Origin of the sequence: Stieleria sedimenti (assembly GCF_025060895.1) — a bacterium.
GTDB classification, from domain to species: Bacteria; Planctomycetota; Planctomycetia; order Pirellulales; family Pirellulaceae; genus Stieleria; species Stieleria sedimenti.
This window is the reverse complement of record NZ_JANZKV010000177.1, coordinates 1-12,693: the sequence shown is the minus strand read 5'-3', so window position 1 is coordinate 12,693 and position 12,693 is coordinate 1. Positions and strand designations below refer to the sequence as shown.

The following is a 12,693-nucleotide window of genomic DNA, read 5'->3' as shown; positions in this document are numbered from 1 at the left end:
GAAGCTCTCTCCATCATCAATCCGTGACGTAAGCTCCCCCGGGAGAGCGATCCACCCGATCCTTCGGCCACGTTTTGATTCTTTTCGAGTTCAGCGATTATGCAGTGCGACCAGTGCAACGGCGATCTCATCGCAATTCCCAACCGCGACACCTTCCTGTGCTCCGACTGTCGGCACTACGCCTTTGCGACGGATCTGGATGATCCGTCCGAGCCGATCGAATTGACGGGTGATCCGGTCGGAGTGCGTTGCCCGAAGTGCGACGTTGAACTGCAGTTCGCGATATTGCATGACCGCTGGAGGGTGTGTCTTTGCACGAACTGTCGCGGCTATGTCATCGATAGCGGTTGTTTGGGCGTGATCGTGCACGAATTGCGTGCCAGCTATCGTGGAGACGACGCCAAGCCGATCCCATTGAACCCTGCCGAACTGGAGGAACAACGCAGTTGTCCGGCATGTGAACAACCGATGGAAACGCATCCTTACTACGGACTGGGCACCGCGGTCATCAACAGTTGCTCCCATTGCACGGTGACGTGGATGGATCATCGCGAGTTGGCGTCCATCATCCGCGCACCGGGATTCCGCCACGGTCCCAATTCCTCACCGATCCCCGTCAAGCTGAATCCACGGCCCAAGGAGATCCAGGACGAATCAAGCGAATTGGCAGGCAGGCTGATCGTGCAAGCTGCGACGGGCTTTTTCTTTTAGTCAACGTTCACACGCCGCACTCTGGTCGAGTGATTTGAGGGGGGGATGTCGACGGCGACGTTGTCCATGATGCAGTTGCTAGAAGTCGCGAAACGGACCGCGGGGCTCGGCTGCGTTCATCTCGGCTGTCCACTGTTGGTAGCGGGTTTGAATGTCGCGGGTGACTTCGGGGTATTGCTCGGCGAGATCGTTTGATTCGCCGATGTCGGTTTGCAAGTCGAAGAGCATGCTGTTCTGGTCGCCCAATTGAATCCATTTCCAGTTTCCGATTCGCGCGGCGCGGTGGTCGCGTCGTTTCCAGAACATGTCTCGGCGCGGTGACGTCTGTTCGCCGCGAAGTGTCGACCACCAATCGAATCCGTCCAAGGTGACATCGGCGGGCGGTTCGGCGTCTGTCGCTTTGACAAGACTGGGGAAGATTTCCAACGAGGTCAAAAACTGGTCGTTGATCGCACCGGCGGGAATGCCCCCCTCGGGCCAGCGGACCAGACAGGGAACGCGAACGCCGCCTTCCCACATCGTTGCTTTTTTTCCACGCAGCGGCGAATTGTCGGCGCCGCCCGAGCCCCCGTTGTCGGAAAAGAAGATCACGATCGTGTTGTCCAGACAGCCCTTCGTTTCCAATGCGTCGAGCAGCTTGCCAATCGACGCATCCATGCAGGTGACCGCCGCTCGGTAATCACGCCGGCGGGCTTCCGTTGTCGTCACGGTCGCATCGTCCGCGTATTTGTGTTTGTTCGTGGTCCGATACTCAATCTCGACGTCCGGATACAGTTTCTTAAACTCGTCGGGTGCCTGAACAGAACTGCGGATCGCGGGGTCGAGCGCGGAGGAATTGTGCGGCGCGTTGAAGGGAACGTAGAGAAAGAACGGTGTTTCGCCGGCCCACTCACGTAAAAACCGTAACGCTTCTCGTTCGAACAAGTTCGTGCAATAGGTCCCCTTGTCTTCCTCGGTCGGCGATTCATTGCGGAACATGCTTGGCACACCGTATCGCTCGTGGGTGTAGTAATCGATTCCGGTATTGACGAAACCGTAAAAGTCGTCGAACCCCCGCGACGTCGGCAGAAACCGCTTTAGGCTGCCCAGGTCCCACTTGCCATAAATCCCGGTCTTGTAGTGGGACCGTTTCAGCACGTCGGCGATCGTGATTTCTCGCACGTCCATTCCGCCGATACGTTCAAACGTGACCGCATATTGGTCCGGCGTGTAGCGATAACCGTAATCGGGGGCTTCGTTGCGAATCATGTCGTAGATGCCATTTCGCTGCGGATAGCGACCGGTCAACAGGCTCGCCCTGGAGGGTGTACACGCCGGCCACGCGACATAGAAGTTTGTCAGCCGAGTTCCTTCTGTCGCGATCCGGTCCAGATTCGGTGTGATGATTCCATTACCGAGCACACCCAAGTCGTTGTATCCCTGGTCGTCGGAAACGATCAACAACACATTCGGATGTGCCGCGAGGGCGCTGTTGCCGAACAGGATTCCAGAGAGCAGCAATAAATAAATGCGATTCATCTTCAAATGATGCTTGATGGGGATGCAGGTAGAGAGATTTCCTTTCGCGAAGATCGTCTTACCGTTTTCGTGTTGCGCGACGGCTTTGTTATAGCCACCGCTCCGCGATGAGGCTTCGCTGTCGGCGACATTTCGTGTGAAAACCGACGGCGAGATGACATCTCGTCACGAGGCTCCGCCTCCCGCACCGTGCGTGAGAAGTGGGGTAAGCATCCTGCTTGCCACCCTAGCCGGCTCCGCCGGCGTGCTCATGTAGCAAAGCCACACACCGATGTCGGCCAAGAGGCGGAGCCTGGGCGGAGCCTCCCGCACAGTGCGTGAGAAGTGGGGTAAGCATCCTGCTTGCCACCCTAGCCGGCTCCGCCGGCGTGCTCATGTGGCAAAGCCACACACCGATGTCGGCCAAGAGGCGGAGCCTCCAGCACAGTGCTTTTCCAGGCGGAGCCTGGGAACGAGGGCACGTGCCGCTCGCTGACGCTTCCCACTGGGATGGCGGTCGCGGGCGTCTCGCGTTTTACGCCAGGATCGGTTTGAGCACATGGCCGTGAACATCGGTCAGACGACGCTCGATGCCGTTGTGGTAATACGTCAGTCGCGTGTGATCGATGCCCAGCAGGTGCAGCGCGGTGGCATGCAGATCATAGCTGTAAGTCGGGTTTTCGACCGCCTTGAAGCCCAACTCGTCGGTTGCCCCAAATCCGATCCCTCCCCGGACACCGCCCCCGGCCAACCATGCGGTGAAGGCTCCGGCATTGTGGTCGCGCCCCAAGCCATTCCCCTGTGCCGCCGGCTGACGTCCGAATTCGGTCGTGCAGATGACCAACGTCTCGTCCAGCATGCCGCGCTGTTTCAGGTCCTTCAACAACGCCGAGGCGCCACCGTCCAGCACCGCGCCCCAGTAGCCGTGGTCGCGCGGCAAGTCTTCGTGGCTGTCCCAATTGGGGCGGATCTTCTTGGCCGTCGTGTTCTCCGCTCCGCAATAGAGTTGAACAAATCGCACGCCACGCTCGACCAGTCGTCGCGCCAACAAACACTGCCGTCCGAACGGACCGACGTCGGGATGATCGGTCTGGTAAAGGTTTCGGGTAGCTTGACTTTCCCGGCTCAGGTCGGTGGCTTCGGGAGCACTCAGCTGCAAGCGGGCTGCCATTTCATACGCCTTGATCCGCGCGTCCAATTCCGTGTCGCCGGGGCGGGTTTGGCGGTGCAGTTGATTCAACCGCTGCAGAAAACTCAATCCGGCTCGATCGCTGGCTGGCGTGACCTGATCAAAGTCCGTAGGCGGAAACAGATCGGCGATCGGGTGTTGTGGGTCGGTCGTGTCCAGGGTGGTCGCCTGATGTTGCGCCGGCAGAAAACCGGCACCCCAGTTGATGATCCCGCCGGGCGGCAGCCCGCGCGGATCGGGCAACACCACAAACGCAGGCAAATCCTCGGCTTCGCTGCCCAGGCCGTAGGTCACCCAAGCACCCATGCTGGGAAAACCGGGCAGCGTGAACCCCGTATTCATCATGAAACACGCTGGGCCATGCAGCGCCGTCTTGCTGTGCATCGAGTAAAGAAACGCCAGATCGTCGATGCAGGTTGCCAGCCGTGGGAACAGATCGCTCATCCACAGTCCGGACTGGCCGTGGCGGCGAAATTTCCAGTGGCTGCCGCGACAGTTGCCCGGCTTGGACGCAAAGAATTGCAACTGACCATCGGGATCGAACGCCGATCCGTCGCGTTTGTCGAGTTCGGGTTTGTAGTCAAACGTGTCCACTTGACTCATCCCACCGGGACAGAAGATCTGGATGACACGCTTGGCCTTGGCCGCATGATGCGACTGGCCGTGTCCTGCACCGCGTCCTTCGCCGGCGAGCATCGCCGTCAACGCCAGCGAGCCGATGCCACCGGCCGCCGATTGCAAGAACGTGCGACGCGAGTGGTTCGGAAGTCTTGGAACGACGTTGTGATGGGGATCAATCGACATACACAAACTCATTCAAATTAAACAGCGACCGGCACAGTGCGAACAAGCCTTGCCGATCGACGAACTCCGTCGCCAATTGGGCCTCCTGCTGCGATGGTTGCCGTCCCAGCGCGAGTGCGAACGCGCGGTCAACCTGTGCCGCCGGGTCGGTTCCCGCCTCACGCCCAATCCGCTGGGCAAAATAGCGGGCCTGCCTCAGCATGAAGTCGTTATTGAACAGGGCCAGCGATTGCAGCGGGGTGGTGGTCGTGATCCGCTTGGGTGTGAGGTTGGCCGGATCGGGGCAGTCCAGTGTGGTCAGGAATCGATCGGGAGTTGTCCGGACGATGTAACGATAGATGCTCCGTCGCCACAATTCCGGACGGTCGGCGGTCGTGTAGGTGTAGATGGGGGCGTAGGCATCCTGGTAGTCAAAATCTTCGAATCCCGGGCCGCCGCGGCGAAGGTTCAATTTGCCGCTGACAAACAACACGGCGTCGCGAATCGCTTCCGCTTCGATGCGTTGGCGATTCTGTCGCCACAGCAGTCGATTTTCGGCATCAACCTTGGCCGCCGGTTCACGGTGCCGGCTGGACTGTTTGTAGGTGTCGCTGGTCACGATCAAACGGTGCATGGCCTTCAGCGACCAGTCGTGATGCACCAATGCTTCGGCGAGCCAATCGAGCAGTTCGGGATGCGACGGACGACCTCCGCCGAAGCCGAAATCACTGGGCGTGTCGACCAGTCCTTGGCCGAAATGCCAGTACCAGAGCCGGTTGACAATGACGCGCCGCACAAGGGGATTGTCGATCGACGTGATCCAGCGCGCCAGTGCCACCCGGCGTTGCCCTTCGTCCGTCGTGACCGTCCCAAGTTCAGGATCTAACATCGCCAGTGCCGACAAGGCGGACGGAGGCAGGACGTCACCGCTGGGGGTTTCCGGATTCCCGCGAGTCAACAAACGCACCTCCGGCAAGTCTTTCTCGGCGACCACCCCATAGAAACGCGGCGGCGGGCCGAGTGCATCCAGTTCGGCCGTCACCTGGTCACGTTCGCCGCGGAGCGTCTCGATGCGATGTGCATCGGCATCGGAGCGAGTCGGCGACGTTTTCGGGCGGATGCGCGGGTCACCAAAACCGATTTGATCGTGACCCATTCCGTTGCCGCCGTCGGTCGACACGAGTGTCAGAAAACGGACCGCCGCGGACAGCTCGAGGTCGATAGGCTGTAAACCATCCTCGCGGCCGAGTTGTTTGAACTCCGCCACGTTTCGTCCGTCAACAAAGACCCAGGCATCGGCACGATGCGGACCGGAGGCACCGAAGTAACCGAGTTGTGCGGTGAAGCGAAGCGGCATGCCCGGACTCGTCTCGGCAGCGCCATCTGCCAGGCTCTGGCGGATCGCGGACAGGTCGAACGTGATCCCCGCGTTGGCATGTAATCCCAACAGGCTGTGACCGTCTTGGGTGAAATCGATTCCGTCGAGTTCGGGTGAATGCTGGCTGGCGACGGGGCCGTTGCGAATCATGTCCCAGGCGTCGCCGGAAGTCGTGGGCAGCCCGCTGATGGTGATGCCGGTCGAGGTGACGGGAACTTTGGCCTGGCCCGCCTCACCGCTGGGGACAAAGACGCCATCCACAAAATCAAAATCTGACGCGGCGAATCGATTGGGAACGACGTTGCCGAGTCTCCCAAAGTCGCGAGTCTGCACTTTCGCATTGCGGACATCGATACCCTGGCGAAACGTCCCGGTGCCGCTTCCGTTTCCACCACCGACGATGTCCGCCAAGTCGAGCCCATCACCTTCCAGTCGGGCGAGTTCAAAATCGATCTGGTTGCGACGCCTGACCCATTGCTGCTTTGCCGATTCGTAGGCCTTCAGTGACGAATCGCTGACGACGCGTGCTTCTCGCCGTACGCCGGCGAAGACGGATTGCAGCTGGTAATACTCTCGCTGCGAGATCGGGTCCAACTTGTGATCGTGGCAACGGGCACAATTGACCGTCATCGCCATGGTGGTGGTCATGACCTGCGTGGTCATGTCATCCAAGTCCAGCACGCGAGCCGATCGACGCAGCTGGTCGCTCTTGGTTTCAACTTGACCGACAAAGTCCCAAGGACCGGCGGACAGAAAGCCGGTCGCGATCACGGCCTGGTCGTCGTCCGGCCACAAGACATCTCCGGCGATCTGTTCTTGAACAAAGCGGTCATACGGTTTGTCTTCGTTGAACGATTCGATTACGTAGTCTCGATACCGCCAGGCGTTGTCGCGCCGCATGTCGCGTTCAAATCCATGGGTGTCCGCGTAGTGCGCCAGATCCAGCCAGTGCCGTGCGTATCGTTCGCCGTAATGGGGTGACGCCAACAATCGGTCGACCAGTTTCTCGTAGGCCATCGGGTCGGAGTCGTCGACGAACGATTCCACATCCTGTGGTGTCGGCGGCAATCCGATCAGATCGAAGGTCACGCGCCGAATCAGCGTGCGGCGGTCGGCCGGCGGATTCATTTTCAGTTGTTTGTCGGCAAGCTTGCCGCGGACAAACTCGTCGATCGACGCGGGGGGAAGGGGCGCGTCGGAGATATTTGAATCCGACGAAATACGTTTCGCGACACGCAGCGGCTGCAGCGCCCACCATGTCTCATCCGCCTTGGATCGCTCTTTGACGACAACGTCGCTCGGCCACGTCGCTCCCTGAACGATCCATTGCCGAATCAAAGCGACTTCGGCATCCGACAGCGGATTCGACTCCTTGGGCATCGCCGCCGGTTGGCCATCGGTCGGCGTGATCAATTCCAACAGATAACTGCTCTCGGGATCGCCCGCGATGACGTAGTCGTTCGCACGTAAATCGTCGAGCGTCGCCAACGAGAGTTCACCCTGGTTGTTGTTCGGCGAATGACACCGAATGCAGTGACGCTGCAGGATCGGTGCGACCTGCGACTGAAAATCCAACAGTGAGTCAGCGCCGCGCGAGGAGGCACTCGTCACCAGCAACACCATCGCGAATGCCAGCAGCCGATTCCGCACCATCTTCTTCGCTCCTACAATTATCGCTGCCAATCGATCCGCGCCTCTCGATTGGCCAGATCGACCCAGACCGATGCGTGTTCAAATTCGCGAGTGGCGGTCAATCCCTGCCACGTCGCATCGGCCTTGGGAGGTCCCAGCGGACGCTCCAGCTCCGGATACGAATCCAGCATGCCGTGGGTGTCGGTGTAGCCCCAGGAATAGCAGAAGTGCGATCCGGTTTGCGCGCCGACCAAGAAACATGCCAACGGGAATGTGATCCGTTGTCGCGCTCGTTCCAACAGTTCGGCATAAGGGCGTTTCATCATGTCGCGATCCAGCCAGTTGAATCCCGGCCAACCCTTCAGGACAACAAATTTGCCCTTGGCAGCCGCGATCGCGATCGAGTCCAGGTCGGCCTTCAGGTCTTCCGGGGCGGCGGTGCGGAACGCGCCGAAGTGTTCGATCATTACGCCGTCGATTCCGTCCCAATCCAGAATCTCGCGAAAATCCGTGGTCCGCACCCCGTTGACCAGGACAATGCTGTCGGGGCCGAGTTTGCGTTTCGTCATCGCGATCATTTCGCGGAGTCCGGCCACGACCGCGCGGGCTTTGGCGTCACCGACTTGCTGTGCCAGACCAGGCGAAAGGGCTTGTGGCAGCGCGTCGATGAAGACACCGCCCAATGGGGCTGAACGGTTGGCCGACACGACGACGTCGGACCACCAACGGCGAAATTCGGCGTTGGACGGATCAGGCCGCGCCGTGCCGGACGGGTGTTTGACGATTTCGCCGTCCGCCGTTCGCAGTGTCCACTCGGGGCGATAGGTCTCAAACGCGTCGTAGCCCGGCCAGTTGATGAAGGCGTTGAAATAGAACAATACCTTCGCATCGGGGTTGCGTGCGATAATACGCCTGGCCGTGTCCGCGATGCCCGCTTCGGTGCTGCCATGGACGCGAGCCCCGTGACTTTTTTCCAAACAGATCAATCGACTTCGACTGGCGACAAAATCGATTTCCGAATCGGTCAAGTCGGTCGTTCGTTTTCCGAAGTGAAGGTTCAACGGCACGCGTTCCCAGCTGAAACCGGGAACGGTAGCGACGGTCGATGTTGTTTCGGGGACCGGTTCCGTCGCGACGGTGATGGCCTGGGCCGAAACAATCAACACGGCGGCAAACAAACCGGCCGAGCGCAAACGGGCCGAGCGTTTCATCAGGTAGAGTCCGTTGTCGAGGAAAATCACAGCGGCCGGACGACCGAGGTGCTGCGGTAGTAATCCATCAGCGTTTCGAATGACAGCACGCCGCCGCCCATTCCGCTCAGGTTCACACCGCCGTAGGGAACCCCGTGGGCAAACACGTTGTGGGCGTTGATCCAACTGTTGCCCGCGATCATCGACTCGGCAACCCGAGCGGCGCGCGCCAGGTCAGACGTCCAAACGCTGTTGGCCAGTCCGTACTGCGTGTGGTTGGCCATCTCGATCGCTTGACTTTCGGTTTTGAACGGTGCCAGATACGCGACCGGTCCAAAGATTTCTTCTTGGGCGGCGACGTTGTCGAGCGAACCGGCAAGTAGGGCCGGTTTGACAAAATGACCGTCGTACCCCTCTACCTTGGCGGCACCACCGGGCAGCAAGCACTCGGCGCCTTCGGCTTGCCCCTTCTCCAGGTAGCTGAGCACGCGTTGGCGTTGCTTGGCGTTGACGACCGGTCCCATCTGTGTCTGACCGTCGAGCTGGTAGCCGATTTTGACTTGGGAAAGCTGGTCTACGCATTGATTGACGAACTCGTCGTAGATGTCTTGGTGGACCAACCAGCGTGTCGCGTCGCAGCAGACCTGTCCGGTGTGGAACGTGATCGCACCGGCCAGCTTTTGCGCCGTTTCGGCGACGTCGACGTCGTTGAAGATCACCGCGGCTCCCTTGCCGCCGAGTTCCAATTTGACGGGAACCAGGTTGCGTCCACAGGCTTCGCCCACCAGCCGTCCGACTTCGGGAGAGCCGGTGAAGGACATGCGTTTGATTTGGGTGTTACCCGAAAGTGCCGAACCCACCGTGGCTCCTCCGCCGGTGACCACGTTGATCACGCCGTCGGGGAGACCGACTTCTTTCGCCAATTCCGCCAGATAGATCGCGGACAAGGGCGTGTCTTCGGCGGGCTTGATTACCACGGTGTTGCCGGCAGCCAGCGCGGGCGCGATACCCCAACCGATCAACAGGAACGGGAAATTCCAGGGAAAGATAAACGCGCAAACACCCCAGGGCTGACGCACCGTCCATGCTTCGTGGGCTTTGACCGCCAACGTGGTGCGAGGATTGAGGTGTTGGCCCATATCGGCAAAGTAACGAATCGTGTCGGCAAAGTTTTGAACGTCGCCTTGAGCCTGTGATTGGACCTTGCCGGCGTCGAGCGATTCGATTTGGCCGATGATCGCTTTGTGCTTCTCGACCGCGTCGGCCAAGCGGTGCAACAGAGCGGCGCGCTCGTTGACCGGCATCGTTGCCCACGACGATTGCTTGAACGCAGCATCGGCAACGCCGACCGCCTCGTCGACCTGCTCGGCAGTCAGCTCGACCACATCGGCGAGTTTGTCGCCGGACCCCGGATCGGTCGTCGCGATGCTACTGTCGTTTTCCGAGCCCATCGTTTTGCCGCCGACGAAGCTGGCCAAACGCCCCCGTCCCAAGAACGCTTCGACTTCGGGCAGGAGTGAAGGTTTGACGGCAGTGCTCATGGGAGACCTCTCAAAAAAAAGGGACGGTGGTCGTGATGTGTTGGGGCAAGATGTGTTGGGGGAATCTTGACGTTTCGTCCGACACAGCTCGATGCATGCGACAGACCGCCGCAGAGCGGAGCGACGGTATGCACCATCGATCCGATGACTGCGATCGGGGCCGAAGCGATCAACATCAAACAGAAAATCTGTTGATTCCCGGGTTCATTTTAGCAAGATACAGACGCCGCGTTGCGTGGCGGAGTCTCAAAGCGATGTCGCGAGATGGAAATTCACCGTCGCTGACCGGCGCACCGCCCAAGTTCCGGCGCGTCAGGACGGAGTCGATGGTTTAGGGGATCTGGAAAACCGGGACGAATGGCAACGGGGCACAAGAGAACTGCAGAGGAGTTGTACGGGTAAAGTCCTTGACAATGCCGAGCCGGTCATCGACGATCAAGACTTCGTGGCGGTGCACTTCTACCACCTTTTAGGAGTGACCGTCTCCCTTTGTTGTCATTCACTTTCCGCTAGATCATTTGAACCGATCATGAAACGCACCCTCTCTCCCTCGCTGTTTGGTTTGTTGTTCGCTACTGCCATTTCCATCACCGGCTGCGGTGGCGGTGGCGAAGCGGAATTCACACCCACCGACGCCCAATCCGCGGACGAAATTGCCGAAGCAGAAGCTTACGAGAAGGCAATGAACGAAGCTGCTCAAGAAACGGCTTCGCAAGGTAACTAGTCGTCTGCGTAACGAGTCGTCTGCGGCGACTGATGCTTTCGGGCGTCGTCGTGTCGGTCGTTATTGGTTTGTACGAAGGGCCTTTCAACAAGGCCCATGAGGTTTCGGTGGTTAGAGCCCTCGCCTCCCACTTTTTTCCCTGAAAAAACCTTCGCAGGCCGGAGAGGCTCACGCCCTGTCGATTTAGTCGATGTTCTGAATTCAACGCGATGACGTGAGGCGCGACGCTTCAGCGAGGCCCCTTGCTAACGCATGCGGGCTGAAATCGACAGGCCGCTCGCGCACTATCGCTGACAAGAAACGACCCGTTTGCTCGCCAGTCTCGGCCATGCTTGCCCCAAGCTTGCCCCATGCCGTCCGCGCCGGTCCATACGCGACCGAATCGTGATCAATCGGACGTGGAATTGAATCGTCAGGTCCGTAACACCGCAGCGTGGATTTCGGATCCATAAAAGTTGGAAGAGTGGCGTAGATTGTGGTTGAAACTGGTAATCGGGTCCCATAAACTCCTTTGCAGGTAGCGACATTTCTGTCAATCGGGTGGGTTTTGCCCGTAATGACTCGCTCTCCTGTGCGACGGGGTACGGTCGCGGTTCTCTTCCTATCTTTCTGGAGTTTTTTTATGATCAAAAGCCGTGATCGGCGGGCTGGATTTACGCTCGTCGAACTTTTGGTGGTGATCGCCATCATTGGAATTTTGGTCGGCTTGTTGTTGCCGGCCGTCCAAGCTGCCCGTGAGGCGGCACGACGTATGAGTTGTAGTAACAACTTCAAGCAAATCGGCTTGGCGTTGCACAACTATCACTCGGCGTACAAGAATCTGCCGATGAACGCAGGTGGAACGTACAACACGGGTTCCGGTGGAGATTTCAACAATTCGCACTGGCTGAGTTGGATGGTCGGGACGCTGCCGTTCATCGAGCAACAGGGTCTTTGGGATCAAGTCTCCAACCCGTTCAACAAGAACCGTGACGGCAGCATCAAGAACCCGCCGTTCGCGGCAATGGGACCCCGTCCTTGGAACGAGAACTATCAGCCTTGGCTGACTCAGGTTCCCGGGTATCGATGTCCCAGCGATGCGACCCAACCGGTCTCCAACCGAGTCGCGTTCAACAATTACTCGGCCTGTATCGGCGATGCAATTTTTGAACAGCAGCACGGTGGCGTCAACGACCAGGGCGTTCCCAGCACCAGTGGAACCTGGGGTGACGAAGCCGGTCAACGTTGGGCCCGTGGTGTCTTCCGGGCGCGTCACTTCACCAAGTTCCGCGACATCAAAGATGGTCTTTCCAACACGATCATGTGTGGTGAAAACATCGTCGGTGACCGAACGAACTTGGCGAAAGGCACTTTGATCGTTCGTCAGAACGACGTTTGGGATCTCCCGCCGGCTCAAGGACAAGCCTTCCTGGACCCCGAGCGTCCGCAGTACGTCAACACCGACACCAACAACGGTGGCTTGCCGCCTTGTACCGGTTGCTGTGGTAGCGGCATGGGCCCCAACCCATGTTACGACCAGTCCGCCAACCACCAGCGTGGTCGCCGTTGGTCTGACGGTCGGCCGATGTTCAGCGTGTTCACCACGATCACGCCGCCCAACAGCTACAACATGCAGCGTTGGCACGGTGGTGGTGGCGTCTTGTGCGCCTCCAGTTATCACCAAGGTGGTGCTCACGTGCTGATGGGCGACGGAGCTGTAGTGTTCATCACGGACTCGATCGAGTCGGGTGACCAAAACCACGTTCCCTATGGTCGCGACAACGGTGACGGCCGTGGTGCCAACGGTGGTGCAGGTCGCGAAAGTCCCTACGGTCTGTGGGGTGCTCTGGGTACTAAGGCAAGCGCCGAAACGATCCAAGAGCAGCTGAACCAGTAGTATTTTCAACGTCCGTTGAAATCAATGCCTGCGGGCGTGGTCAATCGACCACGCCCGCTTTTTCAATGAAGGAACGGGCATGCGTGTTGGTGTGCAGGCTTTAGCCCAATACCGCTAAGAGAAGCGTGGTTTGCTCAACTCGGTGCCCGTAGGCTCGCGCCAAACGGCTGAT

General features: G+C 59.2%; 8 protein-coding genes. 3 read left to right on the top strand and 5 right to left on the bottom strand.

Translation table 11 applies throughout. The features are described from left to right. The first annotated feature begins 99 nt into the window (after positions 1 to 99). The gene (locus tag NZK35_RS22235; RefSeq protein WP_259634724.1) at positions 100 to 711 is read left to right on the top strand and encodes a hypothetical protein; all 612 of its coding nucleotides are present in this window, start codon (positions 100 to 102) and stop codon (positions 709 to 711) included. A gap of 78 nt (positions 712 to 789) precedes the next feature. Here NZK35_RS22235 and NZK35_RS22230 read toward each other — a convergent pair whose 3' ends face one another. The 5 genes from NZK35_RS22230 to NZK35_RS22210 form a co-directional block, all read right to left on the bottom strand. After that, positions 790 to 2,229 (bottom strand): sulfatase-like hydrolase/transferase, encoded by a 1,440-nt coding sequence (locus NZK35_RS22230; protein ID WP_259634723.1) that lies wholly within the window; start codon positions 2,227 to 2,229, stop codon positions 790 to 792. 514 nt (positions 2,230 to 2,743) lie between these two features. Next, the gene (locus tag NZK35_RS22225) at positions 2,744 to 4,201 is read right to left on the bottom strand and encodes a DUF1501 domain-containing protein (RefSeq protein WP_259634722.1); all 1,458 of its coding nucleotides are present in this window, start codon (positions 4,199 to 4,201) and stop codon (positions 2,744 to 2,746) included. After that, entirely contained in the window at positions 4,191 to 7,211 is a 3,021-nt protein-coding gene (locus tag NZK35_RS22220; protein ID WP_259634721.1) for a DUF1553 domain-containing protein, read from the bottom strand. Before NZK35_RS22220 ends, NZK35_RS22225 begins: the two co-directional genes overlap by 11 nt. 17 nt (positions 7,212 to 7,228) lie before the next feature. Beyond that, positions 7,229 to 8,401 (bottom strand): putative glycoside hydrolase family 15 protein, encoded by a 1,173-nt coding sequence (locus tag NZK35_RS22215; protein ID WP_259634720.1) that lies wholly within the window; start codon positions 8,399 to 8,401, stop codon positions 7,229 to 7,231. Positions 8,402 to 8,427: 26 nt separating this feature from the next. Next, a complete protein-coding gene (locus NZK35_RS22210) occupies positions 8,428 to 9,921 on the bottom strand; it encodes an aldehyde dehydrogenase family protein (protein ID WP_259634719.1) in 1,494 nt (497 codons plus the stop codon). A 235-nt stretch (positions 9,922 to 10,156) separates the two neighbouring features. On the opposite strand from NZK35_RS22210, the gene NZK35_RS22205 reads away from it, so the two are divergent. Together NZK35_RS22205 and NZK35_RS22200 are read left to right on the top strand one after the other, a co-directional pair. Then, complete coding sequence (locus NZK35_RS22205; RefSeq protein WP_259634718.1) at positions 10,157 to 10,645, top strand: hypothetical protein; 489 nt, start codon at positions 10,157 to 10,159, stop codon at positions 10,643 to 10,645. Positions 10,646 to 11,267: 622 nt separating this feature from the next. After that, a complete protein-coding gene (locus NZK35_RS22200; RefSeq protein WP_259634717.1) occupies positions 11,268 to 12,521 on the top strand; it encodes a DUF1559 domain-containing protein in 1,254 nt (417 codons plus the stop codon). Positions 12,522 to 12,693: the final 172 nt, after the last annotated feature.

Bases quoted from the DNA above. Each gene is read 5' to 3' on its own strand.
- NZK35_RS22225 (WP_259634722.1), bottom strand. From the start codon at position 4,201: ATGTCGATTGATCCCCATCACAACGTCGTTCCAAGACTTCCGAACCAC.
- NZK35_RS22200 (WP_259634717.1), top strand. From the start codon at position 11,268: ATGATCAAAAGCCGTGATCGGCGGGCTGGATTTACGCTCGTCGAACTT.
- NZK35_RS22230 (WP_259634723.1), bottom strand. From the start codon at position 2,229: ATGAATCGCATTTATTTATTGCTGCTCTCTGGAATCCTGTTCGGCAAC.
- NZK35_RS22220 (WP_259634721.1), bottom strand. From the start codon at position 7,211: ATGGTGCGGAATCGGCTGCTGGCATTCGCGATGGTGTTGCTGGTGACG.
- NZK35_RS22215 (WP_259634720.1), bottom strand. From the start codon at position 8,401: ATGAAACGCTCGGCCCGTTTGCGCTCGGCCGGTTTGTTTGCCGCCGTG.
- NZK35_RS22235 (WP_259634724.1), top strand. From the start codon at position 100: ATGCAGTGCGACCAGTGCAACGGCGATCTCATCGCAATTCCCAACCGC.
- NZK35_RS22210 (WP_259634719.1), bottom strand. From the start codon at position 9,921: ATGAGCACTGCCGTCAAACCTTCACTCCTGCCCGAAGTCGAAGCGTTC.